This window comes from Nonomuraea dietziae (assembly GCF_014195505.1).
GTDB lineage: Bacteria > Actinomycetota > Actinomycetes > Streptosporangiales > Streptosporangiaceae > Nonomuraea > Nonomuraea roseola.
In genome coordinates this window covers 3,986,781-4,011,167 of the sequence record NZ_JACIBV010000001.1, presented here as the reverse complement: position 1 = coordinate 4,011,167, position 24,387 = coordinate 3,986,781, and the positions used below count along the sequence as shown (strand labels likewise).

The window sequence follows — 24,387 nt, the reverse complement described above, 5'->3', positions numbered from 1 at the left end:
TGGGAGCTCGATGAAGATCCTGCACACCGCCGACTGGCACGTCGGCAAGGTACTCAAGGGCCGCTCCCGCATCGACGAGCACCGCGCGGTGCTGCGGGAGCTCGTCGCCAAGGCCCGCGAGGAGAACGTCGACGCCGTCATCGTCGCAGGAGACGTCTTCGACACCTCCGCCCCCACGCCCGAGGCTCAGTCGCTGGTGATGCCCGCGCTGATGGCGCTGCGCGAGGACGGGCGCGACGTGGTGGTGCTGGCGGGCAACCACGACAACCCGCAGCTGTTCGAGGTCTACCGCCCGGTGCTCGGCGCGCTGGGCATCCACGTGGTCGGCGCCTTCCGCCGTCCCGACCACGGCGGCACGCTCTCCTTCACGGCCAGGACGGGCGAGCCCGTGCGGCTGGCCGTCCTGCCGTTCCTGTCGCACCGGTACGTGGTGCGCGCCGCCGAGGTGCTGACCGGCACCGCCGCCGAGCACAACCGCGACTACGCCGCCAGGATCGGCGAGCTGATCGGCGCCCTGACCGCGGGCTTCGCCGCCGACACCGTCAACGTCGTCACCACGCACGGCACGCTCCCAGGCGGCGCGTTCGGCGGCGGCGAGCGCGAGGCGCAGTCGATCTTCTCCTACTACTTCGAGGCGACCGCCTTCCCCTCCTCCACGCAGTACGCGGCGCTCGGCCACCTGCATCGCAGGCAGCAGATCCCCGGCCCGTGCCCCATCTGGTACAGCGGCTCGCCCGTGGCGGTCGACTTCGGTGAGGAGGCCAACACGCCTGGCGCGCTGCTGGTCGACGTCTCGCCCGGCCGTCCCGCCGTGGTGCGCGAGGTGACCTTCGCGCAGGCCCGCACCCTGCGTACGGTCACCGGCACCCTCGAGCAGCTCGAGGCCATGGACGTCGGCGACGCGTGGCTCAAGGTGGTCGTCGAGGAGAGAGCGCGCCCCGGACTGGCCGACACCGTGCGCGAGCTGCTGCCGGGCGCGCTCGACGTCTCCCTCGACGAGCGCTTCCGCCCCGTGCGCGCCGCGCCCAAGACCTCGAGCGCGACGCGCAGCCCGCGCGAGCTGTTCCGCGACTACCTCAGCAGCAGCGGCCGCCACGACGACCAGGTGGCGGGGCTGTTCGACCGGCTGTACGACGAGGTGACGAGCTGATGCGCCCTCTGCTGCTGCACCTGGAGAACTTCGGCAGCTTCCGCGAGCCGGTCACCATCGACTTCTCCGACATCGACTACTTCGCGCTGATCGGCCCGACGGGCGCGGGCAAGAGCACGGTGATCGACGCGATCTGCTTCGCCCTGTACGGCACGGTGCCGCGCTGGGGCAAGGAGAACGTCATCTCGCACGCCCTCGCCCCCTCGGCCGCCGCGGGCAAGGTCGCGCTGGTCTTCGACAGCGCGGGACGCCGCCATGGTGTGGTCAGGGCGCTGCAACGCGACGCGAAGGGCACGGTCCGCACCAAGGAGGCCAGGCTCGACGAGCTCGACCCCGCGGTGGCCGGCGAGCTGGCCGAGGTGCTGGAGGCGGTGCTGCGGCCCGTCGCCGAGGGCGACGCCGTCACGCCCGAGATCCAGCGGGTCACCGGGCTCGAGTACAAGTTCTTCACGCAGTGCGTGGTGCTGCCGCAGGGGCGTTTCGCCGAGTTCCTGCACGCCGCGCCGCGTGAGCGGCAGGACCTGCTCGTCCAGCTGCTCGACGCCGACGTCTACGAGCGCATCAGGCAGCGGGCCGTGCGGGAGGAGGAGGCGGCCAAGCAGGCCGCCTCGTTCGCTCGCGACCAGCTCGGCAAGCTCGCGGGGGCCGACGAGGCGGCCGAGCGGGCGGCCTCCGACCAGGTGGCGACGTTGCGCGCGCTGGCCGCGAGCGTCGACCTCGACCTGCTGCGCGCCCGTGACGAGCAGATCCGCAGGGCCCGCGCCGACCGTGAGAGCGTGGCCGCCAGGGTCGAGGCGCTGCTGGCGCTCGTCATGCCCGCCGATGTGCCCACGCTGGCCGAGACCGCCAGGCAGGCCGCCGCCGCGGTCGCGGCGCTGGCCGAGGAGGCCGCGGCCCTCGAGGCCGACGAGCACCGCGCCCACGACGAGCTGGCCGCGCTCGGTGATCGGCAGGCCCTCGCCCAGAGCCTGGCCGCCCTGGACGAACGGGAGCGGCTGACCACCGCCGCGTCGGCCGCTCGGCAGGCCGCCGAAAGAGCCGCCGCCGCGCTGCCGGCCCTCGCCGACGCCGCGAGGCGCGCCGCCGGCGCGCTGTCGGCGGCCGAGGCCGAGCGCGACAGGCTCCGTGACGCGCACACCGCCGCCGACCTGGCCGCCAGGCTGACGGTGGGGGAGCCGTGCCCTGCCTGCCTGCGCCCGCTGACCGAGCTGCCGCACCACCCGGAGCTGGCCGACGTCGGCACGGCCGAGCGCGCCATGGCGATCGCCAGGGGAGAGGCCGAGCACGCCAGGACCACGCTCGGCAAGGCGGAGACCGAGGCCGCCATGCTCGACTCGCAGGCCACGGCGCTGTCGGCCAGGCTCGCCGAGCTGCCGCCGCCCGTCGATCGGGCCGTCCTGGAGGAGCGCATGGCCGCCATGCGCAAGGCCGACGAGGTGGTGTCGGAGGCGCGCAAGGCCGTACGGGCCTGCCGCGCCAGGATGGACAGGGCGCAGCGGGCGGCCGAGTCCGCCGCGCGCAAGAGCGAGCAGGGCTGGCGCGACCTGGAGCTGGCCCGCGACCGCGCCCTCACCCTCGGCGTGCAGCAGGGCGGCGCGCCGCCGCCCGTCGATCGGGAGGACCTGCACAGGGCGTGGACGGCGCTGCTCGAATGGCGCAACCAGGCAGGACGCGCCGCGAGGGCCGAGCTGAACGAACGCGACGCCGAGCTGGCGGAGGTCGAGGCGGGCCGTACGAGGGAGCGGACCAGGCTGGTCGCGCAGCTGGCCGAGCATCAGATCGGTGTGGCCGCGCAGGCCACGCCCGAGCAGATCGGCGGCGCGATCGCCACCGCCGTCGCCCGCGCGGAGAGCAGGCTCGAGCGGGTCAGGGAGGATCACGAGCGCGCCCGCGCGCTGGAGGCGCACGCGATCGAGAAGGAGCAGGAGGCCAGGGTCGCGCACGAGCTGACCCTGCTGCTGAGGGCCAACGCCTTCGAGAGGTGGCTGTGCGCCGAGGCGCTCGAACTCCTCGTCGTCACCGCCTCCGACACGCTGCGTGAGCTGTCCGACGGGCAGTACGAGCTGGCGCTCGGCGGCAAGGGCGACATCGAGGTCATCGACCACGGCGAGGCGGGCCTGCGGCGCAGCGCCCGCACGCTGTCGGGGGGCGAGACCTTCCAGGCGGCCCTCGCGCTGGCCCTCGCGCTGTCGGGAACCGTCGCGCGCAGCCTCGACTCGATCTTCCTCGACGAGGGGTTCGGCACGCTCGACCCCGCCACGCTCGACACCGTCGCCACCACGCTCGAACGCCTCGCCGCGGGGCAGGACCGCATGGTCGGCGTCGTCACACACGTTCCCGCGCTGGCCGACAGGGTGCCGGTGCGCTTCGAGATCGGGCGCGACGCCAGGGGCTCGCACCTGCGGAAGGTGGGCCCATGACGGCGGCCGTCGCCGAGTTCACCGTCGATCCGTGGGATCCGGGCTACGCGGCCGCGCTGGCCGTCGAGGCGCTGGCCGAGCTGGGCCCCACCAGCGCCGAGCTGGTCCTCGACGTCGAGAGGGACGCCGCCGACTGGAAGCCGATCGACCCGCCGCCCGGCACGGAGACGCCCGAGGTGCTGCTGATCGCCGACGGCGTGCGCAGGATCGACGCCCGCGTGTGGGTCCACGATCCGTCCTCGCCGATGCCGACGCCGGGCATCGCGGCCTCGTTCGCCGCGGGCATCGTCGAGTGCGGCCCGGCGGGCGCCTCGCTGGCCGCAGTGGAGGTGGGCAGGGCGCTGTTCAGCGCCTCGGCGCAGACGCCCGAGGTCAAGACCCCTCACGCCACCTACCGGGCCGAAAGGGCGTCGGGGCCCAGCATGGACGAGCTGTCGCTGGCGCTCCAGCGGCAGGTCACGCAGCTCGAGGTGGATCTCGCGGTGCGCCACCGCTCGCGCGGCGACGACCTGCTGCTCGTGGACGGCCCGCTGCGCGGGCGCACCCACCTGCCGCGCACCGTCGGCTACATCAAGACCCACCACGCCGCCTACCTGCCCGGCCCGCAGAGCTCGGTCGTCTCGGCGCTCTCGCCCGGCCAGCGCACCCCCGTCTTCCTGATGGGCACCAGCTGGCGGCGGCACGCCTGGTACGTCCGCCTGCCGGTCGGCTCGGCCGCCCCGTGGGCGGGCATCGCCAGGTGCGAGGCGGGCGCGGAGCTGCCCGCCGACGAGGTGGTACGGCTGGCCGACGCGCTCACGCTGGTGCTGCCCTCGCTGGCGGGGGTCGACTACAAGGATCCGCGGGCGCCGCAGAACCTCGTGCCGATCGGCGGACTGGAGAAGCTGCTGCGTCACCGCCTCGGCGACCCCAGGCTGCTCTACCGGGCGTTGCGCGGCGCCGCCGGTTCTTGACCGCCCGGTTTTCGCGTGTTTCGGTGGTGACCGACCCCCACCTCCCGGAATGGACGCCATGCCCGAGTTATCCGCCGGGTCGCTGTGATGAGGGCCGTCCTCGGCAGGCGAGACGTCCGTCCTGTCTTCCTGGGCATGGCCGCCAGCCTGCTGGGTGACGCGTCCCTGCTGCTGATCCCTTCGATCCTGGCCAAGAAGCTGACGGGCTCCGACGGCGCGGCCGGACTCGCGCTGTTCTTCTTCACCGCGCCGATGTGCCTGGCGCCGCTGTTCGGCATGGTGATCGACAGGGTCGACCGGCGCCGCTTCCTGATCGGCTCCTGTGTCGTCTCCGCCGTCGCGCTGCTGCCTCTGGCGCTGGTGAGCGGGCAGGAGACCTTCTGGCTGGTGTATCCGGTGTCCATGGCGATGGGCTGCTCCTACACCGCGATCTTCGGCGCCCTGAGCGGCCTGTTGAAGACCATGCTTCCCTGCGAGCTCCTCGCCCAGGCCAACAACGCCCTGCAGACCGCCAGGCACGGCGCCCGCCTGCTCGGGCCGCTGCTGGGCATGGCCATCTACACCGGCGCGGGGCTGTGGGCGGCCGTGGCCTTCGACATGCTCACCTTCGCCGTCGCCGCTGCCGCCTTCGCGCTGCTGCCCACGACGGCTCCCGCCCCCCGTCCTCCGTTCGGCAGGTGGCGCGACGAGGTCACCGCGGGGCTGCGGCACATCAGGGCCGAGCCAGAGATCAGGTCCGCCGCCCGCGCCTTCGTGCTGATGTTCCTGGCCGCGGGGCTGACCGAGTCGCTCATCTTCGCCGTCATCGAGAGCCTGGGGCGCTCGCCCGAGTTCACCGCGGTCACCTCCACCGCCATGGGCCTGGGCGCCATCGCGGGCGGCTTCGTCGTCGCCCGCGCGGTCGACACGCTGGGCGAGCTGCGCATGGTCGGCGTAGGCATCGTCCTGTACGGCCTGGCGATCGGGATGTGGCTGGTGTCGGCCGAGGCGGCGATGGTCGCCTCGATGGCGCTCGCGGGGGCCAGTCTCACGCTTTCGAGCGTCGCGGTCCGCACGCTGCTGCAGCGCCGCAGCCCCGACGAGGTCGTGGGGCGCGTCTCGACCGCCTTCGACGCGCTGGGCGGCGGCGCGCAGCTGCTGTCCGTCGCTGCGGGCGCCGCCATGGTGACGCTGGTCGACCACCGGCTGCTGCTCGTCACGGTCTCCACGGCGGTCATGCTCGCCGGCTTCCACGCCGTCCGCGCGTCAGGCGGGCGGCAGCCCGTGCTCGAATAGTCCGTCATGGACGATGTGAAGCTGCGGGAACTGGCAGGACGGTTGTCGGCGGTCGACGGAGTGGCGGGGGTGGTGCTCGGTGGCAGCAGGGCCAGAGGGACGCACAGGCCCGACTCCGACATCGACCTCGGGCTCTACTACAGGGGCTCGCTGGACGTGGAGGCGCTGCGGCGGCTCGCGGCCCAGGTGGGCGGCGAAGGAGCGGAGGTGACGGCGCCCGGCGGATGGGGGCCGTGGGTGAACGGCGGCGGCTGGCTGACGATCGGCGGACAGCGGGTCGACTGGATCTACCGCGACCTGGACAGGGTGCGCCGCGTCTGGGCGGACTGCGGGCAGGGCCGTTACGAGGTCGCCACGCAGGCGGGCCATCCGCTCGGTTTCTACTCCCACGCCTACGCGGGGGAGGTGGCGCTGTGCAGGGTGCTGGAGGATCCCACGGGCGAGCTCGGTGAGCTGCGGGAGGAGACGCAGGCCTATCCCGAGCGGCTGGGGCGGGCGCTCGCCGAGGGGTTGTGGGAGGCGGAGTTCTCCGTCCAGTTGGCCAGGTACGGAGTCAAGGGCGACGACCCCGCGTACACGGCCGGATGCCTGTTCAAGGCCGTGGGGGTGGCCTGCCACGCCCTGCACGGCAGGGCGGGGCGGTGGCTGATCAACGAGAAGGGGATGGTGGCGTCGGCGGGGCGGCTGGAGATCACGCCGCAGGGGTTCGCCGAACGCGTGGGGGCGGTCTTCGCGGCCTGCTCCGACGACGAGCCCGCCCTCTCGGCCCGAGCGGTGGACGAGGCCGCCACTCTCGTCGAGGAGGTCAGGGCATTGACCCGATGACCCTCTTGCCTGCCCTTCATGTCGGTGATGCGAATGCGGTCGGCAGGCGGGCTGCCTATCGGTTGAGCAGTTCGGCGCGGGTGGGCAGGCCCTGCCAGTCGCTCGCGCTCGTGACGGCGGCCGCGCCGAGCAGGGTGCCTCTGGTCAGGCGCTCCTGCGGGGTCAGGCCGTCGAGCACGGCGCTGAGGTAGCCCGCGACGAACGCCTCGTGCGCGCCCGTCGGGTCGACCACCGGCACGGACACGCTCGCCGCGTCGTGGCGCATGCCCGCCGAGCGCACGCTGGCGCCCTTCTCCCCGCGCGTCACGACGACCTCCCTGTCGGGGGTGAGGGCGGGCTTGACCAGGTCGAGCTCGTCCTGTCTGACGAACAGCAGAGCCGCCCTGCGCGCCAGGTCACCGAGTACCTCCTCCGCCTCCGCCAGCGAAGGCCACAGCTCCGGCCGGTAGTCGACCGAAACCGACACCGGGACGCCTGCCGTCAGCGCCGCGCCCACGGCCGACTCGACGGCGTCGCGGGGGTCGCGGCCGAGCGCGGGCGTCACGCCGGTGACGTGCAGGAGGCGGGAGGCGGCGATCCTGTCGATCGGCACGTTCCCCGGCGAGAGCCTGGAACCGGCCGAGCGGTGCCGGTAGTGGACGACGTGCGGGCTCTGCCCGACCCTCGACTCCTTCAGCAGCAGCCCGGTGGGCGCCGTCTCGTCCTCGCGAAGGTCGGACAGGTCGACGCCCTCGCCGCGCAGCACCGTGACGATCCTGGCGCCGAGCTCGTCCGCGCCCACCTTGCCGAGGTAGCTCACCCGGTGGCCGAGCCTGGCCAGGGCGATCGCCAGAGTCAGTTCGGCACCGCCCACGTCGAGTCGGGCCTCGCTGTCGTGACGGACCCTTCCACTGGCCACCACGCCCAGGGGCTCACCCAACGTATAGACATCGCTCATGTCACAATTTTTCACACAAGAACCCCAGGTCACACCTATGTCGAGTTTGTGATCAAAACTTTTCCGCATCTTGAGCCAACCTTTTCTGGCTAGGGTGCCTCTAAGTGATAGAGGGGGTCGGGCAATCCCGAGCCTGACCCCATCGACACGGGGAGAGGAATCAGCACCCTCATGAAGAAGATCGCAGCAGGACTCATCGCCGCCACCATGGGTGGCGCTCTGCTTGTCACCGGCGGAGCGGCCGCGCAGGCCACCGCTCTCGACGTGCAGATCGAGGACATCAACCCTGACCCGGTAGTCGTCGCCAAGGGCGGCGAGGCCACCGCGAGCTTCTACGTCGACGTCACCAAGGGCGCCAACGTCGAGCTCAAGGTCGAGCCGGTCGGCGATGTGCGCACGTTCGCGGCCAAGAACGTCACCGCCATCCCTGACGGCGACCACTGGAAGTTCACGGTGCCGTTCAACTCCGGCGACGCGGGCAAGTGGCGGGCCACCGCCACCGCCAAGAAGGACGGCGAGACCGACCGCGACAAGGCCTACTTCGAGGTCGAGATCCAGGCCGGCAAGGCCGACACCCGCATCTCCAGCTTCAAGGCCAGCCCCGACCCCGTGAAGAAGGGTCGCACCATCTGGTTCTCCGGTCGCCTCCAGGCGGACGAGGACGGCTGGGAGGGCGTGCGCGGGGGCGACGTCGAGATCTACTTCCGCGCCAGCGGCTCCAGCGGCTGGAAGTACGTCACCCGCACCGAGAGCCGGTGGGGCGGCAAGTTCTCCGCGAAGACCCGCGCCTGGAAGAGCGGCACGTTCAAGGCCGTGTACGAGGGTGACGACGAGACCAACGGCTCCGAGAGCCGCAGCGACTGGGTGCGCGTCTACCGCTACCACCGCTGAGCACCACCACTAGGTCTCACCGAGAACCGGTCTCACTGAGACCAGTTCTCACTGAGAACCGGGTCTTCCTGAGAACCGGGTCTTCCTGAGAACCGGGTCTCACTCAGAACGCCGGTCCGCTCTCCAGCGGGCCGGCGTTCTCGCGTTCGCGGCAGCGTTCGCGTTCGCGGGCGGCGGGCTGATGAGTGACGGCGGACACCCTGGGTAACGGGGTTCATATGAAGCAGCTGGAGGATTTCGACCCCTTCGACCTCTTCGACACCGAGGCGGCCAGGCTCGACCGGCACTTCGCCTCGCTCGACGAGGAGGGGTGGCACCGGCCCTCGCGCTGCGACGGCTGGTCCGTGCGCGACGTGCTCGGGCACCTGGCGGGCGAGGAGCTCTACAACCACGCCTGCCTCGACGGCGACGTGCAGGGCTTCTTCGCCATGGTCGAGGCCGAGGGCGTCACGGGGTTCGACGGGTTCAACGAGTGGTGCGTACGGCAGCGCCGCGCCCTGCCCGTCGAGCAGGTGCTGGAGGAGTGGCGGACCAAGAACGGCCAGACCCGTGAGCGGATGAGGGCGCTCGGCCGCGAAGGGACACTGCAGACCTCCGCCGGGCCCTACCCCGCCGGCCTGCAGACCTTCCACTACGCCTCGGAGTACGCCACCCACGCCGACGACGTGGGCGCGCCCGTCGCGGACGCCGAGCTGGACGACCGCATCTGGTGGCGGCTGATGCTGGCCAGGCACGTGCTGGCCGAGCAGGGGTCCAAGGCGCAGGTGGAGCCGACGGCCGAACAGGTCTGGGTCCACGCCGACGGGGTGAGCAGGTCGATGTCCTTCCCCGAGTTCGTCGACGCGACGGTCGGCAGGACCCTGCCCGAGCATGAGCTCGACCCCCGCCTCGCCACGGCCCTGCGATGCCTCGCCTGAGGTGTCGCGTCTGAGGTGCCTCGCTTGGGGTGCCTCGTCAGAAAGGAGGCCGAGCATGTGGTTGCGTGACCGGGCGGGAACCGAGCCGGCCACCGCCCGCAGCCCGAGGCGGGCCAGGAAGATCCTGTCCGCCATCGCGCTGCCGGTGGCGCTGGTCGCCGCGGTCTTCTTCACCGTGCGGGCGGTGAGCACGGGGGCGGAGGTCTGGTGGTGGGAGGCGGCCATCGCGTACGCGGTCGCGCTGCTCGCCGCCGTCGACCTGGCCGTGCTGCTGCGCCGCCCGGGTCGCTGAGACGTCAGCGTCCCGCGGTCCCGAGGGGTTCTGGCTCCCTCGCGAGGGTCACCTGCTGGACGGATGGATCCTTCGCCGGCGCCGCCAGAGGATGCCTGGAGATCTCGCGCCGTGACCCCACTTGACCTTGACACGGTGACAAGGTCTTCACTGCTGCCAAGGAGGTGGTCCCGATGGCCATGCCGCAACAGGACATGATGGCGGTGCCCGCGGCCCGCCTGGACGAGCGGTTCTTCTCGCTGGGCACCCGTTTCGCGGGCGAGCTCATGCGGAAGTTCGTCAACTACGGACCGAAGCTTGTGGTCGTCGGCGACATCTCATGTCTGGCGGTCAGTTCTGCTCCGCGCGCGCTCGTCGGCGAACCGAACAGGTCCGGCGACGTGCGGTTCGTTCCAGATCTCGACGCGCTCGACGCGCTCGACGCGCGAGTGGGGGCGCAGTCGTCATGACCATGATCTACAAGTCCGAGGCCGGTGAACGCGAGCTCCGCGACCACTACCGGCAGGTGCTGGACGCCTGGCCGCTTCCCGCCGAGCACGTACGGGTGCCGACTCGCGAGGGCGAGACCTTCGTCCTCGTCTCCGGCCCGCAGGACGCGCCGCCTCTGGTGCTGCTGCACGGCTCCGGTGCGAACACGTCGATGTGGCGAGGAGATGTCGCCACCTGGTCTCAGCACTTCCGCACGTATGCCGTCGACCTCGTCGGTGAGCCAGGCCTGAGCGCACCCTCGCGCCCCGCCCTGGACTCCGACGCCGTATCACTCTGGCTGGACGACGTACTGGAAGGGCTCGGGATCACCGACGCCGCGTTCGTCGGCACATCCCTCGGCGGCTGGACGGCCCTGGACTACGCCGTCCGCCGTCCAGAACGAGTGACCCGCCTGGCCCTGATGTGCCCCGGCGGCGTGGGGCGGCAGAAGGTCGGCTGGATCTTCAAGGCCCTGCTGACCCGCCCGTTCCGGCGCGGCGGACTGCGCGAGTCGGCGATGGCTGTCGCAGGACTGGACGCGGAGAAGGACCGGCAGGCGCTCGACGCCGTCGTCCTGACGTTCACGCACTTCAACCCGCGCAGGGAGAAGCTCCCGGTGTTCTCCGACGACGCGTTGCGCGGCCTCACCATGCCCGTACTCGTCATCGTCGGTGGCAATGACGCCATGTTCGACTCCCACCAGACCGCGCGGCGCGTCCGTGAGTGCGTCTCGCGCTCGACCGTGAAGCTGCTCCCCGAGGTCGGTCACGCCGTCTTCGGCCAGGCCGAGCCGATCGCCGAGTTCCTCCGGGCCTGAGCTGTTCGGCCGCGCCGACTTCGACTTCTACGGGCTCGCGTCCTCCGGTCCAGCTGACGGAGCCACGATCTGCCACCGAGATCATCGAAAGTGAGCCAGAGAAGCCTGACGTCAGCGCCCTGCGGCTCTGGGGTCAGCGCCCTGCGGCTCTGGGGTCAGTGCCCGGGGCTCTGGGGTCAGAGTCCCACGGCCCTGTGGAGTGCGGTCGTGAGCGCCTCGGCCGAGAACGAGGGCAGGACCGCGGCCAGGTGACCGTCGGGCCTGACCAGGTGGACGCTGTCGGGCCCCGCCCCTTCGCCGAGCACCGCCGCGTCGAGCCCGAGCTCGGAGCGCGCGAGCACCTCGACAGGCACGTCCACCCCCAGCTCGGCCCCCAGGGCCGCGGGCGCGATCCTGTCGGGCCGCGCGACCAGCACGACGAAGCCAGCGCCGAAGCGCTGCCTCAACCGCCCGCCCCGCACCGGCGCGTCAGGGCAGATCACCCCCGGCACCGGCGGCCGCGCCACGCCGGGCTCCTCCGGCACGGGGCCCGTGGAGGTGGTCAGCGGGGAGTCGACATACCAGTACGGCTCGGCCAGCTTCCCCGAGTCGATCAGCTTCCTGGCCTCCGGATCGGCGACGGCCCGCTCCAGCACCGTGCGCCGCCACTCCCACTGCGGCGGGCTCTGCGGCACGAGGAACTCCATCGTCCTCGCCGTCACCGCCAGGTTGACCAGCGCCGCCGCCCGCCGCTCGGCATCGTAGGAGTCCAGCAGCCGATCGGGCGCGCCCCGCCGTACCAGGGCCAGCTTCCAGGCGAGGTTCTCCGCGTCCTGCAGCCCCGAGTTCAGGCCGCGCGCCCCGAAGGGGGCGAACAGGTGCGCGGCGTCGCCCGCGAGGAAGACCCGCCCGCGTCCGAGCGAGGTGGCCACCCGCGAGTGGAACCGGTAGACCGTCAGCCAGACGATCTCGTACGGCCGGCTCCCCGTGATGCGCCTGACCATGGCGTCGAGGTCGGCCGTCGCCGGGTCGAAGCCCGGAGGCACCTGCCAGTCGATCCGCCACACCGAGTCGGGGCACTGGTGGACCAGCACCTGCCGTCCGGGATTCCACGGTGGGTCGAAGTAGAAGCGGCGCTCTTTGGGGAACGGCAGCGACGCCTTGATGTCGCAGATCAGGAACAGGTCCTCGAACGAGCGGCCGGGAAAGGCGATGTCGGCCAGCCTCCTGACGGCGCTGCGCGGGCCGTCCGCCCCGACCAGGTGCGAGCCGCGCACGGGGCCGTCGGGCGTGAGAACGTCGACCCCATCGGCGTCCTCGCGGTAGCCGATCACCGGGCTGCCGTGCCTGAGGTCGATCAGTGGCTCGGCGGCGACCCTGGCGCACAGCAGCTCCTCCACCCTGGCCTGCGAGATGTTGATCCACGGCGGCACCTCCGCCTCGGGGAAGGTCACCGAGTAGAGCTCGTGCTCGCGGAAGTAGGTGCGGCCCGTGGTCCAGGTGACCCCTTCGGCCACCATGGCGCCCGCCACGCCCACGCGGTCGAGGATGTCGAGCACGTCGCGCTGGAAGCAGATCGCCTTCGAGCCGGGGCAGGCGCGCTGCGCCGCCGCCTCCAGCAGCACGGTCGGCACCCGCCAGCGGGCCAGGAGCAGCGCGGTGGCGAGCCCGACGGGGCCCGCCCCCGCGATCACGACTGGAGCAGGTCCCATACCGCCCTGTCCCGTTCCGCCGTCCAGATGACCGGCCGCTCGACGCCGTCCAGCTCGTCCCAGAGGCGGGAGACGTTGAACGGCAAGCAGTGCTCGAAGATCGGCCACCCGCCGTACCGCGGCGCGAGGGCGGCGTGGGCGGCGTCGAAGGCCTCCTTCAGCGTGCCGCCTCGCTCGTGCGCCGCGCCGACCTCGCGCAGCATCACCTCGAGGAAGTCGCGCGTCTGCCCGATCGCCGCGCCGACTTCGCGCGTGACCGGACCCCGTCCGCCGATCAGCGTGCGGGCGCCGAGCGCGGTGACGCGGTCGAGCGTGGTCGTCGACCACTCGCGGTGGAAGGCGTCGCCGGTGTAGAGGGCGGCCCTGGCCTCGACCAGGTCGCCGGCGAACAGGATCCGCTCGTCCGGCAGCCACGCCACGATGTCGCCCTCGGTGTGCCCCCTGCCCAGGTGGTGCAGTTCGAGGAAGCGGCCACCGCCGAGGTCGATGGCGAGGCGGTCGGTGAAGGTGAGCGTGGGCAGGGTGAGGCCGGGGATCGAGCCGGGGTCCTTGAACAGCCTGGGCATCCTGCCGTACTCCGACTCCCAGTCCTGCTGCCCGCGCTCCTCGATGAGGGCCCTGGTGTTGGCGTGCGAGACGATCACGTCGGCGCCGAACGCGGACGCGCCCAGCACCCTGACGGCGTGGTAGTGCGAGAGGACGAGGTAGCGGATCGGCTTGTCGGTGTGCTCTCGCAGCCTGGCCAGCCATTGCCTCGCGGCGGTGGGGGTGGCCATGGCCTCGAAGCAGACGAGGAAGTCGTCGGCCTCGATCGCGCCGACGTTGGGGTCGCCCTCGGCGGTGAGCGCGTAGACGCCGTCGCCGACGATCTCCAGGGTCTGTTGCTTCTCCTCCAGATCACCGGAGGACGCGAAGGCGGGCATACTCCGCTGCTTACCCCGATACCCCTGCACCGTCACGGCGAGCGGCCCGGCCGGCCTTGGGAAAATCGGGGGAGACCGGCGGAGACCGGCGGAGACCGGCGGAGACCGGGAGACCGGGGAGACCCCGGGAGACTGGGGAGACCAAGGAGACGGGGGATTGGGGAGACCGGGGGAGAGGCGCGGGATCGGGAGCACACCGAGCCCGCGCCTCCCGGTCTAGTTGACGGTGATGGTGAAGGTGGACGTCGTGTTGCGCACGTCGGTGTGGTTGCCGCTCATCCGCAGCCCGTTGAACGTGGCCGAACCGACCGCGGGGCCCTGCCCCTCCTCGGGCAGTTCGTTGGCCCAGATCCCGAACCCGGACTTCGCGTCGAACGCGTCACCGCTCTTCCGCGCTCCCGTGATCGAGACGTCCGTCAGCACGGTGTCGGTGATCGGGTTCACCGGCCTGCCGCCGAGGTACTGCGTCTGGAACATGATCCCCGAGTAGGTCGGATCCACGATGTCCACGTTGCTGATCCTGATCCCCTGGAACACCTTCGAGGCGGAGAACAGCCAGATCGCCGGGAAAGTCTGGTTGCCCCAGAAGTGCCCGCCCGCCCTGACGAGCGAGATGTTCTCGAACCGGGTCGGTGTGGTGCCGAAGCCCCTCATCGGATAACCGAAGTCGAGCGAGCTGATCGTGATCCCGGAGTAGACGAGCATGTCGGCGATGTGGATGTTGCGGAAGACGTTGTCCGAACCGCCGTACACCGCCAGCCCCGCCGCCCGCCACGTCAGCGTCGCGGTCAGGTTCTCGTAGACGTTGCCCGTCTGGTCGGCGTCGTTGGAGTCGGTGGCGGCGAACAGCGCGAAGCTGTCGTCGCCGGTGGAGCGCGCCTCCACGTTCCTGACGGTGTTGTTCGTACTGCCGTTGGTCATGTTGACCCCGTCGGCGAACGTGTCACGGATGCGGGAGTTCGTGATCGTGATGTTGTGGACGTTGGCTCCCCAGAACATGCACATCTGGTGCTCCACCCAGATGTTGTCCATGGTCACGTTCGAGACGCCGGTGAGGTCCCAGACCTTGCCGGGGCCGTCGTTCCTGGTGGTGTAGTTGCCGAAGGAGGCGAACCCGCTGAACGACGAGCCGTTCGCCGAACTCTCCACCCTGAAGCCGACGTCGGTGTTCTCCTGCGTGACAGGGGAGACGAACCGGGTGAACCACGGCCCAGCGCCGGCCACCTTGACGGCCTTGCCGTACACCTGGAACTTCTGAGCCGTCGGGTAGTCGCCCGCGGGCAGGTAGACGCCGACCAGGTTGGCGTCCTGGCGCGCCCTGTCGAGCGCGTTCTGGACGTCCTGGTGGGTGAACCCGGCCGGTACGGCATAGCGCGCCGGATCGGGGTTGGGCAGGGCGGTGGCCAGCTCCAGGTTGATGAAGTCGATCGCGAACGTGCCGCTGTTGGCGGCGTCCTTCTGCAGTCTGATCCTGCTGCCCTTGGCCACGGTCGTGCCGAGCACGAGGTTGGCCTCGTCGTAGATGTGACGAGGAGCTCCCGCGCCAGGCGAGTTGCTCGGGCTGTCCTCCTTGCCGTACAGCCAGGCGTGCTTGGAGGTCAGGTTGATCGCCTTGAGGAAGGCGCCGTCGACGTAGACGTTCAGCGTCGAGGTGGTGCCGTCGGGGACGGAGAACCGGGTGACCAGCGTGTTGGCCGCCGCCTTGGTGACGAACTCGACCGAGGCGCCTGTCGTGTTGAGCGTGACCGCCCTGCGCCCCGACGCCTCGCCCGCCAGGTCGCCGATGGTCCTGTTCGGGCCGACGAGCTGGGCGCCGCCACCCAGCGTGCCGTCCTCCGCCTCGTACATGTCGTACGGCAGGCTCGCGCCGCGTCCCACGAACAGCGGCTGGGTCGTGGTGTTGTTGGCCCGCTTGACGGGCAGCTCGTTGGCGTCGTCGGCGATGACGGTCTTGACCGTGTACCTGCCGTCGGCCGCGGTCCAGGTGCCGAGGGTGACGGGCACGGTGGTCGCCCCCGCGTTGACGATCCCGTTGTGTGCGCCGGTGAGGGTCTTGACCACGGTGCCCGCCTCGTTGGTCACCGTCAGCGTGATGCCGTGCGCGCCGGGTGCCGAGGCCACGGTGCCCTGGTTCTTGATCGCGACGGTGAAGGTGACGGTGTCGCCCCTCGCCGGGTTGCCCGGTGTCCAGCCGACGGGCGAGGCGAGCAGGTCGGCGCTGTCGACGGGTTTGACGACCAGCTGGGCGGGGTGGGTGTGGGCGTTGTTGGTCTCGTTCTGCTCGATGACGGAGTCGGCCTCGTCGACCTTGGCCGAGACGGCGTACGTTCCGGCCGTACGGGTGCCGATGTTCGACGAGACGGTGGCGGAGGCGCCCGCGGGGAGCGCGCCCACGCTGGCGGTGCCGACCTTGGTGGTGCCGAGGTGGAAGGTGACGTCGGTGGCGCCGGAGGCCTGGGTGCCCGCGTTCCTGACGGTGGCCGACAGGGTGATGGCGTCGCTCTCGACGGGCGCGCCAGGCGACACCGTCATGCCGGTGATCGTCAGGTCGGGGTTGGGCGCGGGGACTCCGACGACCTGGAACTCGGCCACCTGCCCGTTCGGGGCGCCGGTGTTGGCGGTGAAGGACAGGCGCACGTCGGCGACCCTCCCGCTGACAGGGATCGTCACCGTGTTGCCGCTGGAGGGGTTGAAGGCGTAGGAGGCCGAGGACTTCAGCGAGGTGAAGGTCGAGGAGCCCTGCTCCCTGCCGAGCACCTGGAGGGTCTGGGTGCGGGCGCCCCACGCGCTGTCGGGGTTGAGCTTCAGCACGACCGAGCTGACGTCGGCGTTCGAGCCGAGCTGCACGGTCAGCGTGTTCGGGTAGCCGCCGCCGCCCTCCCAGTAGGTGGTGAGGTCGCCGTCGTTGGCGTTCCCCGGGTTGTAGACCCAGGTGGAGCCCGAGGCGGTGATGGGCTTGCCCTGGGCGAGGTTGGCGCCGCCGCCTCCGGAGCCCTGCCGGGTGACGGTGTTGCTGTCAGGAGACTGGTTGCCGGCCGCGTCCTTGGCTCTGACGTGGTACGACACGGTGGCGCCTGCAGGCTGGCTGTCGGTGTAGGTGACGATGTTCCCGGCGACCGTGCCACGAAGGGCGTTGTTGGCGTAGATGTCGTAGCCGGTCACGCCGACGTTGTCGGTCGAGGCCTGCCAGGCGAGCCTGATCTGCCCGGTGGACGGCTCGGTGTAGGTCAGGTCGCCGGGGGCGGTCGGGGCCTGCGTGTCGGGCCCTGTGACCGGGCCGTAGACCTCGAACTCGCTCAGCTGCCCCGCGGGCCAGCCGGTGTTGGCGGTGATCGTGACTCGCACGTAGCGGGCGCCGGCCTGCGCGAAGGTGATCGTCGCGGTCGGGTTGAAGGTGCGGGCCGCCGAGGCGGACAGCGTGGTGAAGGTCGATCCGTCGGTGCTGCCCTGGACGGTCAGCGTCTGCGTACGGCTCTGCCAGCTGGACGGCAGCTTGAGCACGACCTCGTTGACGCTGACGACCGAGCCGAGGTCGATCTGGATCCACTGGGGGAAGGCGTTGTTGGCGCTCTCCCAGTAGGTGGCCTGGTCGCCGTCGTTGGCGCGGCCCGCGGCGTAGACGTCGGTGTGGCTGCTCGCGGACACCTGCTTGCCCGCGGCGAGATTGGGCCCCGCCGACCAGGCGGGTGGCGCGTGGCCCAGGACTGCGAGCGCCAAGGCGGCGAGTAACGCGAGGGTGCGTCTCATGGGCAGACCCTTCGTGATGGGGAGTGGCTGCACCATAAGATGGCGGACAAATGTCTGCAATATTTCGACGTAGTTTCGCAAATCAACGATTACTTCCATGGAGCGCTCCCTGCGGTGGCTGGCGCAGGTGGGGCCGCTCGGCGTGCGCCCAAGAACCCGAAACGCCGTCGCAAGCGGTGATGCCGGATGAGCGCAAGTGGTTGCAAGCACTTACGGTGAACGGCGTATAGTTTGCGCATGACGCGACGACTTGCCGAGGTGGCCAAGAAGGTCGGGGTTAGCGAGGCCACGGTCAGCCGCGTGCTGAACGGGAAGCCCGGGGTCTCCGAGGCCACTCGCGAGGCCGTGCTGACCGCGCTCGACGTGCTCGGCTACGAGCGCCCCACCCAGCTGCGCGGCGATCGCGCCCGCCTGGTCGGGCTGGTGCTGCCCGAGCTGCAGAACCCGATCTTCCCCGCCTTCGCCGAGGTGGTCGGCGGCGCGCTGGCCCAGCAGGGGTTCACCAGCGTCCTGTGCACCAGGACCGTCGGGGGCGTCTCCGAGGCCGACTACGTCGAGCTGCTGCTGCAGCAGCAGGTGTCGGGCGTCGTGTTCGCGGGCGGACTCTACGCCCAGGCCGACGCCTCCCACGATCACTACGAGCTCATCCTCGAGCGCAAACTCCCGACCGTCCTGGTGAACGCCGCCGTCGAACACCTCGGCTTCCCTCAGGTCTCCTCCGACGACGCGGTCGCGGCCGAGATGGCGGTGGGCCATCTGCGCGCGCTCGGCCACGAGCGCGTCGGCATGGTCCTCGGCCCCAAGGACCACATGCCCTCCCGCCGCAAGCTCGAGGCCTTCCTGTCACTCGGCTGCGACGCCGACCTGGTGGAGTACACGATGTTCTCCCTGGAGGGCGGCCACGCCGCCGCGACCAGGCTGGTGCGCAAGGGCGCGACCGGTGTCATCTGCGCCAGCGACATGCTGGCCCTGGGCACGATCAGGGCGGCCAGGCGAGCGGGGCTCAAGGTCCCCGACGACCTGTCGGTGATCGGGTACGACGACTCGGCCCTCATGACCTGCACCGACCCGCCGCTCACCACGGTCCGCCAGCCCATCGACGCCATGGGCCGCGCCGCCGTGGACCTGCTGGTCGCGCTGATCGACAAGGCGGTCGTCCCGGCCGACGAGCTGCTCTTCGAACCCGAGCTGGTCGTCAGGGCCTCCACCGCCCGCGTCCACTGACCCGCCACCGGCCTGCGAGGCCGGAGGACGCCTGCCCGCGTCCCTAGGCGTCCACCCGCGTCCCTCGGCGTCCATTCGCGTCCCTCGGCCAGGTCGTCGAGCCGCCGCCGTAGGGAGCTTCCTCCCCCATAGCGCGGATCTCCGCCACGAGCAGGCCGCTGCCGCTCCCGTCGGCGGGGAACTCGCCGACAGGGGCACCTCCGGCGCGCAGGCCTTCCTGCACGGCTGTCTGCTGAGAAGGCATCAGTGGCGTCCGTCACTTAGTCGTTATATTTCAATCTGCTGTCAAATTATTGCAAGAATGTGTCGGCGCTGCTTATCGTGTGGACCCTCCCCATCCCCATCAGAAGGGTCCAGACCGATGAGCAGCTCCCGCAGAGCACTCGGCCTGCTGATCGTCACCGGCCTCGGCCTGTCGGTCGCGGCATGCGGTTCCACGGCCGAACAGCCCGCGCCCGCCGCCTCGGCGCCCGGCGGGTCGGCCAAGGCCGCCGCACCCGTCACGATCTCCGTCGGCTGCCAGCCGCCCAAGACCAACCCTCTCCAGCGCAAGGACTGGGACGACGACGTCGCCGCCTTCCAGAAGCTGCACCCGCACATCACGATCGACAGCAAGGACGGCTTCCCCTGCCACGACGTGAAGACGTACGACGCCAAGCTGGCGGGTGGCCAGATGGAGGACGTCTTCTACGGCTACTTCGGCGACGTGCAGACCGCGATCAAGGCGGGCCAGGCCGCCGATATCACCGCCTACGCGGACACCATCACCACGCTCAAGGACATCGACCCCAGCGTGATGGCCGCGTACACGGTCGACGGCAAGATTTACGGCGTTCCGCGCGGGAATTACAAGGTCGGTCTGGTCTACAACCGCAAGCTGTTCACTCAGGCCGGTCTTGACCCGAACACCCCGCCCAAGACCTGGGCGGAGATCCGCGAGGTGGCCAAGAAGATCAGCGCGCTCGGCCCCGGCTACATCGGCTACGGCGAGTACAGCGCGGGCAACACCGGCGGCTGGCACTTCACCCAGTCCATCTACGGCAGGGGCGGCGCGGTCGTCGACGAGACCGGCAAGAAGGCGGCCTTCAACACCCCCGAGGGGAAGGCGGTCCTGCAGAACCTGAAGGACATGCGCTGGACCGACAACAGCATGGGCACCAAGCAGCTCTACCAGTGGGACGACCTCATGCGGCTCATGGGCGCGGGCAAGATGGGCATGATCCTCGGCGCGCCCGACGTCATCACCGAGCTGCACGACAACCGCAAGGCCAAGTACGAGGACTTCGGTCTGGCCGCCTTCCCCGAGGCCAAGGCCACGCTGGGCGGCGGGGACGGGTACATGTTCAACCCCAAGGCCACCCCCGAGCAGATCAAGGCAGGACTGCTCTGGCTCGACTACTACGTGCTCACGCCCGGCAGGGGCCAGTTCGACTACGCGCGTCAGAAGGCGACGGGGCGGGCCGTCGGCCTGCCTGACAACAACGTGTGGGGCGACAGCCCGACCGGCCAGAAGCTCCTCGAGCTGCGCAAGGCGAACTCGACGCTGCCGACGGAGAACTTCGCCGCGTACGTGGAGGGGTCGGCCGACATCCCGCTCAAGCTCGAGCCGCCCATGAACCAGCAGATCTTCCAGATCCTCGACACCCCGATGTCCGCGGTGCTGACCCGTCAGGACGCCGACATCGACCAGCTGCTCGCCGAGGCGGAGGCCAAGGTCAACGACGTGCTGAGCAAGGCGAGCTAGCCTCCTGCCGCCGGTCCGCCCGATCCCGACCATCGTCTCCCGGAGGGTCGTCACCCACACGACCCTCCGGACGGCGGCCGGTCGCCGAATCACTGGAGTAACCGTTGAACGTGGCAAGTGTGGGGAGAAGGCCGCCGTCACGAAGGGGACGCGAGGCCAGACGCAACCTCACCGCCTACGGCTTCCTGGTCGCCGCCCTGATCTGCTTCGGCCTCTTCTCGTGGTACCCGATGGTCAGGGAAGTCCTCCTGAGCCTGCAGGAGAACAACTTCGTCGACGCCCCCACGTGGGTGGGTCTCGACAACTTCGAGACGGTGGTCGAGGACCCTGCCTTCGCCCAGGCCTGGATCAACACCGCCGCCTTCACCGGGCTCGCCCTTCTGATCGGCTACGTGATCCCGTTCTGCGCGGCCGTCATCCTCAACGAGCTGCGGCACGCCAAGGCGTACCTGCGTTTCGTGGTCTACCTGCCCGTCATGCTCCCGCCGGCCGTCTCCGTGCTGCTGTTCAAGTGGTTCTACGACCCGGGGCCCGGCCTGTTCAACCAGATTCTCGGCTTCTTCCACCTGCCGGGTCTGGCCTGGCTCGACTCCACCGACACCGCGCTCATCTCCCTGGTCATCGTCTCCACCTGGATGAACCTCGGCAGCGGCACGCTCATCTACCTGGCGGCCCTGCAGACCATCCCGAGCGAGCTCTACGAGGCGGCCGAGCTCGACGGCGCGGGCATGTTCAAGCGCATCAGGCACGTCACGATCCCGCAGACCAAGCTGATCCTGCTGGTGATGCTGCTCCTGCAGGTCATCGCGACCATGCAGGTGTTCATCGAGCCGTTCATGCTCACCGGCGGCGGACCTGAGAACGCCACCGTGACCGTGGCCTACCTGATGTACCAGTACGCCTTCAACTTCGGGAACTTCGGCGGCGGCAGCGCGATGGGCCTCATGCTCATGATCGTTCTGATCGTCTTCTCCGCCGTGTACCTGCGCGTCTCGCGGGAGAACACATGATCGCCACCGCCGTACGGCACCGCAGGACCAAGCCCCGCAGGACCAGGCCCCGCAGGCTCGCGCGGCGCAGGATCGAGACGCAGTTCCGCACCCTGGTCTCCCCTCACCAGCTCAACACCCGCAGGGGCAGGACGATCTACTGGATCGTGCTGGTGGGGATGGTCGTCGCCTTCACCGCGATCTTCATGTTCCCGCTCTACTGGATGGTCACGGGAGCGCTGAAGGCGCCGGAGGAGCTCGACCAGATCCCGCCGACGCTCGTCCCTCAGGATCCGAGCTTCGACGCCTACATCGAGGCGTGGAACCTGCTCGACCTCGGCCTGCTGCTGAAGAACACCGCGATCTACGCCGTGGGCGCGTGGCTGTTCACGCTGGCCGTCGACGTCTCGGCCGCCTTCGCGCTGTCGAAGCTGCGGCCGATGTTCGGCAAGCTGATCACCGGGATGATGCTCGCGACCCTGATGATCCCGCCCATGGTGCTGATGCTGCCGCTGTTCGTGACGATCGTCGACCTCGACCTGCTCAACAGCCCGTGGGCGATCTGGCTGCCCGCCGCGGCGAACGGCTTCAACATCTTCCTGCTCAAGCGCTTCTTCGACTCCATCCCGAGAGAGCTCATCGAGGCGGCGGAGATGGACGGCGCCTCGCCCGCGCGCATCCTGTGGTCGATCGTGCTGCCGGTCTCGCGCCCCATCCTCGGCGTGGTGTCGATCTTCACGGTGGTCGCCGTGTGGAAGGACTTCCTCTATCCGCTGCTGGTCCTGCCCGACACCGACAGCATGACCGTGAGCGTAGCCATCAACTCGCTGTCGCAGACGATGCCGACCAACGCGCTCACCGCCGCCCTGGTGATCGCCAGCATCCCGACGATCGTCATCTTCCTGTTCTTCCAACGGCACATCATGGCGGGGCTCACCGCCGGAAGCCTCAAGGGTTAGGAGCGCAATGTCCGACACGTGGTGGCGGGGAGCCGCGATCTACCAGGTCTACCTGCGTAGTTTCGCCGACGGGAACGGCGACGGCGTCGGTGACCTGGCCGGGCTGCGCTCGCGCCTGCCGTACCTCTCTGATCTCGGGGTCAACGCGATCTGGCTCAACCCCTGGTATCCCTCGCCGATGGCCGACGGCGGCTACGACGTCGCCGACTACCGTGACGTGGAGCCGGTCTTCGGCACGCTCGAAGAGGCGGAGACGTTCATCGAGGAGGCCCACGCGCTGGGCATCAGGATCATCATCGACGTCGTGCCCAACCACAGCTCCACCGCGAGCGCCTGGTTCCAGGAGGCGCTGAAGGACAGGTCCAAGCGGGACCGCTTCTGGTTCCGCGACGAGCCGAACGACTGGCGCTCCATCTTCGGCGGGCCCGCCTGGACACAGGTCGAGGACGGCCAGTGGTACCTCCACCTGTTCGACCCCGGGCAGCCCGACTTCAACTGGGACAACCCCGACGTGCACCAGGAGTTCCACGACGTGCTGCGCTTCTGGTTCGACAGGGGCGCCGACGGCATCCGCATCGACTCGGCGGCGCTGCTGGTCAAGTCGGCGACCTCGTTCGAGGACCTCGACGGCGTGCACGACATCTACAGAAGCTGGCGTCGGGTGGCCGACGAGTACGACGAGCGGATCCTCGTCGGCGAGGTGTGGCTGCCCGACCAGGAGCGCTTCGCCCGCTACCTGCGCCCCGACGAGCTGCACACCGCCTTCAACTTCGACTTCCTGGCCTGCCCGTGGGAGCCCGCCGCGCTGCGGGCCAGCATCTCGCTGACCCTGGCCACCCATGCCTCCGTGGGAGCACCGCCGACGTGGGTGCTGTCCAACCACGACGTCGCCCGCGTGGTCACCAGGTACGGCAGGGCCGACACCTCGTGGGACCACGGCGCCCGCAGGGACGGCGCCCCCTCCGACCTGGAGCTCGGCCATCGCAGGGCCAGGGCGGCCGCGCTGCTGGCGATGGCGCTGCCCGGCGCGGTCTACGTCTACCAGGGCGAGGAGCTCGGCCTGCCCGAGGTCGACGACATCCCTGACCACCTGCGCCAGGACCCCATGTGGACCAGGTCAGGGCACACGGTGCCAGGACGCGACGGGTGCAGGGTGCCGCTGCCGTGGGCGGGCGACGCGCCGCCGTTCGGGTTCGGGCCCGGCACGGGTGAGCCGTGGCTGCCGCAGCCGCCGGAGTGGAAGGAACTGACCGTCGAGGCGCAGGCGGGTGATCCCGGCTCCATGCTGACCCTCTATCGCACCGCCCTCCGCCTGCGCGGGGACAGGTTGGGCGACGGGTCGCTGACCTGGCTCGACCTGGGGCCCGAGGTGTTGGCGTTCACCCGGGACTCGGGGCTGACGTGCGTGGTCAACCTGGGCGGCGAGCCGGTACGGCTGCCGCCGCACGAGGCGGTGCTGCTGCAGAGCGGATCGCTGGTGGACGGCTCGTTGCCGTGTGACACGGCGGTGTGGCTGACGCAGTAGGCCATCTCGTCGGATCGTCATCCCGCCCCGTTCCACTCCTGTCCTGAGGAGCGGGGCGGGATCCACGATGATCGAGGCGTACACGCCGGGGAACGCCAGGACGCGCGGGGCTAGGGTGGGCGGATGGCGAGACTGCCCAGGCGGGCCCCAGGTGAGCTGGACGGCGAGGCGTTGGCGCTGCACGAGAAGATAACCTCGGGCCCTCGCGGCGCGTCGATGACCGACGAGCGGGAGGCCCTGGTCGGCCCCTTCACCGCGATGCTGCTCAGCCCGCCCGTCGGCGACGCCCTCCAGGAGCTCGGCGCGGCGATCCGCTACCGCTCCACCCTGCCGCCGCGCGCCCGTGAGCTGGCCATCCTCACCGTCGCCGACCACTGGGACAGCGCCTTCGAACGCAGGGCCCACGAGAGCGCGGGCCGCGCCGCGGGGCTCACCGAGGAGGAGCTCGCCACCCTCCACAGCGCCGACCCCTTCGAGGCGGCCGTGCTCACCACGACGCGAAGGCTGCTCGAATCCGGCGACCTCACCGACGACGAGTACGCCGCGCTCGACGAGCGGACCCTCTTCGAGCTCACCACCCTCGTCGGCTACTACGCCACCCTGGCCATGCAGCTGCGCGTCTACCGCGTCACCTGAACGC

The 24,387-nt window shown here is 70.5% G+C and carries 21 protein-coding genes; 16 read left to right on the top strand and 5 right to left on the bottom strand.

Annotated features, from left to right (window positions below):
* Positions 1 to 10: 10 nt before the first annotated feature.
* The 5 genes from FHR33_RS19010 to FHR33_RS18990 all read left to right on the top strand — a co-directional run bounded on the left by FHR33_RS19010 (position 11) and on the right by FHR33_RS18990 (position 6,623).
* Positions 11 to 1,150, top strand: a complete 1,140-nt coding sequence (locus FHR33_RS19010; protein ID WP_183649432.1) for an exonuclease SbcCD subunit D — start codon at positions 11 to 13, stop codon at positions 1,148 to 1,150.
* Positions 1,150 to 3,570 (top strand): AAA family ATPase, encoded by a 2,421-nt coding sequence (locus FHR33_RS19005; RefSeq protein ID WP_183649429.1) that lies wholly within the window; start codon positions 1,150 to 1,152, stop codon positions 3,568 to 3,570. Before FHR33_RS19010 ends, FHR33_RS19005 begins: the two co-directional genes overlap by 1 nt.
* Positions 3,567 to 4,523: a hypothetical protein gene (locus tag FHR33_RS19000; RefSeq protein ID WP_183649426.1), complete on the top strand. Its 957-nt coding sequence runs from the start codon at positions 3,567 to 3,569 to the stop codon at positions 4,521 to 4,523. Before FHR33_RS19005 ends, FHR33_RS19000 begins: the two co-directional genes overlap by 4 nt.
* Positions 4,524 to 4,610: 87 nt before the next feature.
* Positions 4,611 to 5,798, top strand: coding sequence for an MFS transporter (locus FHR33_RS18995; protein ID WP_183649423.1), 1,188 nt, complete (start codon positions 4,611 to 4,613; stop codon positions 5,796 to 5,798).
* A 6-nt stretch (positions 5,799 to 5,804) separates the two neighbouring features.
* A complete protein-coding gene (locus tag FHR33_RS18990) occupies positions 5,805 to 6,623 on the top strand; it encodes a nucleotidyltransferase domain-containing protein (RefSeq protein ID WP_183649420.1) in 819 nt (272 codons plus the stop codon).
* A gap of 55 nt (positions 6,624 to 6,678) precedes the next feature.
* On the opposite strand, the gene FHR33_RS18985 is transcribed toward FHR33_RS18990, so the two are convergent.
* On the bottom strand, positions 6,679 to 7,560 hold the full coding sequence (locus tag FHR33_RS18985) for a sugar kinase (protein ID WP_183649417.1): 882 nt from the start codon (positions 7,558 to 7,560) through the stop codon (positions 6,679 to 6,681).
* A gap of 171 nt (positions 7,561 to 7,731) precedes the next feature.
* Between FHR33_RS18985 and FHR33_RS18980 the strand changes: the two genes are divergently transcribed.
* From FHR33_RS18980 to FHR33_RS18960, 5 genes are all read left to right on the top strand, one after another.
* Positions 7,732 to 8,451 carry a hypothetical protein gene (locus FHR33_RS18980; RefSeq protein WP_183649414.1) on the top strand — a complete coding sequence of 240 codons (720 nt, stop codon included), beginning with the start codon at positions 7,732 to 7,734 and terminating at the stop codon, positions 8,449 to 8,451.
* A 218-nt stretch (positions 8,452 to 8,669) separates the two neighbouring features.
* Positions 8,670 to 9,368, top strand: a complete 699-nt coding sequence (locus tag FHR33_RS18975) for a maleylpyruvate isomerase family mycothiol-dependent enzyme (protein WP_183649410.1) — start codon at positions 8,670 to 8,672, stop codon at positions 9,366 to 9,368.
* Between the two features lie 55 nt (positions 9,369 to 9,423).
* Entirely contained in the window at positions 9,424 to 9,660 is a 237-nt protein-coding gene (locus FHR33_RS18970) for a DUF6343 family protein (protein ID WP_183649408.1), read from the top strand.
* A gap of 173 nt (positions 9,661 to 9,833) precedes the next feature.
* On the top strand, positions 9,834 to 10,109 hold the full coding sequence (locus FHR33_RS18965) for a DUF4180 domain-containing protein (protein ID WP_183649405.1): 276 nt from the start codon (positions 9,834 to 9,836) through the stop codon (positions 10,107 to 10,109).
* Entirely contained in the window at positions 10,106 to 10,945 is an 840-nt protein-coding gene (locus FHR33_RS18960) for an alpha/beta fold hydrolase (protein WP_183649402.1), read from the top strand. The genes FHR33_RS18965 and FHR33_RS18960 overlap by 4 nt, the downstream gene beginning before the upstream one ends.
* Before the next feature lie 176 nt (positions 10,946 to 11,121).
* Here FHR33_RS18960 and FHR33_RS18955 read toward each other — a convergent pair whose 3' ends face one another.
* The 3 genes from FHR33_RS18955 to FHR33_RS18945 form a co-directional block, all read right to left on the bottom strand.
* Positions 11,122 to 12,636 carry an FAD-dependent monooxygenase gene (locus tag FHR33_RS18955; RefSeq protein ID WP_183649399.1) on the bottom strand — a complete coding sequence of 505 codons (1,515 nt, stop codon included), beginning with the start codon at positions 12,634 to 12,636 and terminating at the stop codon, positions 11,122 to 11,124.
* Positions 12,615 to 13,559, bottom strand: a complete 945-nt coding sequence (locus tag FHR33_RS18950; RefSeq protein ID WP_183649396.1) for an MBL fold metallo-hydrolase — start codon at positions 13,557 to 13,559, stop codon at positions 12,615 to 12,617. Before FHR33_RS18950 ends, FHR33_RS18955 begins: the two co-directional genes overlap by 22 nt.
* A 216-nt stretch (positions 13,560 to 13,775) precedes the next feature.
* Positions 13,776 to 17,306: a galactose-binding domain-containing protein gene (locus tag FHR33_RS18945; RefSeq protein WP_246452008.1), complete on the bottom strand. Its 3,531-nt coding sequence runs from the start codon at positions 17,304 to 17,306 to the stop codon at positions 13,776 to 13,778.
* A gap of 237 nt (positions 17,307 to 17,543) precedes the next feature.
* Between FHR33_RS18945 and FHR33_RS18940 the strand changes: the two genes are divergently transcribed.
* Positions 17,544 to 18,530, top strand: a complete 987-nt coding sequence (locus tag FHR33_RS18940; RefSeq protein WP_183649390.1) for a LacI family DNA-binding transcriptional regulator — start codon at positions 17,544 to 17,546, stop codon at positions 18,528 to 18,530.
* Positions 18,531 to 18,573: 43 nt separating this feature from the next.
* Here the strand turns inward: FHR33_RS18940 and FHR33_RS18935 are convergent, their stop codons facing one another.
* Positions 18,574 to 18,774, bottom strand: coding sequence for a hypothetical protein (locus FHR33_RS18935; protein ID WP_183649387.1), 201 nt, complete (start codon positions 18,772 to 18,774; stop codon positions 18,574 to 18,576).
* A 117-nt stretch (positions 18,775 to 18,891) separates the two neighbouring features.
* Here FHR33_RS18935 and FHR33_RS18930 point away from each other — a divergent pair, with 117 nt between their 5' ends.
* The 5 genes from FHR33_RS18930 (at position 18,892) to FHR33_RS18910 (ending at position 24,383) form a co-directional block, all read left to right on the top strand.
* Complete coding sequence (locus FHR33_RS18930) at positions 18,892 to 20,274, top strand: ABC transporter substrate-binding protein (protein ID WP_183649384.1); 1,383 nt, start codon at positions 18,892 to 18,894, stop codon at positions 20,272 to 20,274.
* A gap of 110 nt (positions 20,275 to 20,384) precedes the next feature.
* Positions 20,385 to 21,284, top strand: coding sequence for a carbohydrate ABC transporter permease (locus FHR33_RS18925; protein ID WP_312896006.1), 900 nt, complete (start codon positions 20,385 to 20,387; stop codon positions 21,282 to 21,284).
* The gene (locus FHR33_RS18920) at positions 21,281 to 22,222 is read left to right on the top strand and encodes a carbohydrate ABC transporter permease (RefSeq protein WP_183649378.1); all 942 of its coding nucleotides are present in this window, start codon (positions 21,281 to 21,283) and stop codon (positions 22,220 to 22,222) included. The genes FHR33_RS18925 and FHR33_RS18920 overlap by 4 nt, the downstream gene beginning before the upstream one ends.
* A 7-nt stretch (positions 22,223 to 22,229) precedes the next feature.
* Positions 22,230 to 23,747 (top strand): glycoside hydrolase family 13 protein, encoded by a 1,518-nt coding sequence (locus FHR33_RS18915; protein WP_183649375.1) that lies wholly within the window; start codon positions 22,230 to 22,232, stop codon positions 23,745 to 23,747.
* 123 nt (positions 23,748 to 23,870) lie between these two features.
* Entirely contained in the window at positions 23,871 to 24,383 is a 513-nt protein-coding gene (locus FHR33_RS18910; protein ID WP_183649372.1) for a carboxymuconolactone decarboxylase family protein, read from the top strand.
* Positions 24,384 to 24,387 lie beyond the last annotated feature (4 nt).

Coding starts and splice junctions, on each gene's coding strand:
- FHR33_RS19010 (WP_183649432.1), top strand. CDS start 11: ATGAAGATCCTGCACACCGCCGACTGGCACGTCGGCAAGGTACTCAAG.
- FHR33_RS19005 (WP_183649429.1), top strand. CDS start 1,150: ATGCGCCCTCTGCTGCTGCACCTGGAGAACTTCGGCAGCTTCCGCGAG.
- FHR33_RS19000 (WP_183649426.1), top strand. CDS start 3,567: ATGACGGCGGCCGTCGCCGAGTTCACCGTCGATCCGTGGGATCCGGGC.
- FHR33_RS18995 (WP_183649423.1), top strand. CDS start 4,611: ATGAGGGCCGTCCTCGGCAGGCGAGACGTCCGTCCTGTCTTCCTGGGC.
- FHR33_RS18990 (WP_183649420.1), top strand. CDS start 5,805: ATGGACGATGTGAAGCTGCGGGAACTGGCAGGACGGTTGTCGGCGGTC.
- FHR33_RS18985 (WP_183649417.1), bottom strand. CDS start 7,560: ATGAGCGATGTCTATACGTTGGGTGAGCCCCTGGGCGTGGTGGCCAGT.
- FHR33_RS18980 (WP_183649414.1), top strand. CDS start 7,732: ATGAAGAAGATCGCAGCAGGACTCATCGCCGCCACCATGGGTGGCGCT.
- FHR33_RS18975 (WP_183649410.1), top strand. CDS start 8,670: ATGAAGCAGCTGGAGGATTTCGACCCCTTCGACCTCTTCGACACCGAG.
- FHR33_RS18970 (WP_183649408.1), top strand. CDS start 9,424: ATGTGGTTGCGTGACCGGGCGGGAACCGAGCCGGCCACCGCCCGCAGC.
- FHR33_RS18965 (WP_183649405.1), top strand. CDS start 9,834: ATGGCCATGCCGCAACAGGACATGATGGCGGTGCCCGCGGCCCGCCTG.
- FHR33_RS18960 (WP_183649402.1), top strand. CDS start 10,106: ATGACCATGATCTACAAGTCCGAGGCCGGTGAACGCGAGCTCCGCGAC.
- FHR33_RS18955 (WP_183649399.1), bottom strand. CDS start 12,636: ATGGGACCTGCTCCAGTCGTGATCGCGGGGGCGGGCCCCGTCGGGCTC.
- FHR33_RS18950 (WP_183649396.1), bottom strand. CDS start 13,559: ATGCCCGCCTTCGCGTCCTCCGGTGATCTGGAGGAGAAGCAACAGACC.
- FHR33_RS18945 (WP_246452008.1), bottom strand. CDS start 17,306: ATGAGACGCACCCTCGCGTTACTCGCCGCCTTGGCGCTCGCAGTCCTG.
- FHR33_RS18940 (WP_183649390.1), top strand. CDS start 17,544: ATGACGCGACGACTTGCCGAGGTGGCCAAGAAGGTCGGGGTTAGCGAG.
- FHR33_RS18935 (WP_183649387.1), bottom strand. CDS start 18,774: ATGCCTTCTCAGCAGACAGCCGTGCAGGAAGGCCTGCGCGCCGGAGGT.
- FHR33_RS18930 (WP_183649384.1), top strand. CDS start 18,892: ATGAGCAGCTCCCGCAGAGCACTCGGCCTGCTGATCGTCACCGGCCTC.
- FHR33_RS18920 (WP_183649378.1), top strand. CDS start 21,281: ATGATCGCCACCGCCGTACGGCACCGCAGGACCAAGCCCCGCAGGACC.
- FHR33_RS18915 (WP_183649375.1), top strand. CDS start 22,230: ATGTCCGACACGTGGTGGCGGGGAGCCGCGATCTACCAGGTCTACCTG.
- FHR33_RS18910 (WP_183649372.1), top strand. CDS start 23,871: ATGGCGAGACTGCCCAGGCGGGCCCCAGGTGAGCTGGACGGCGAGGCG.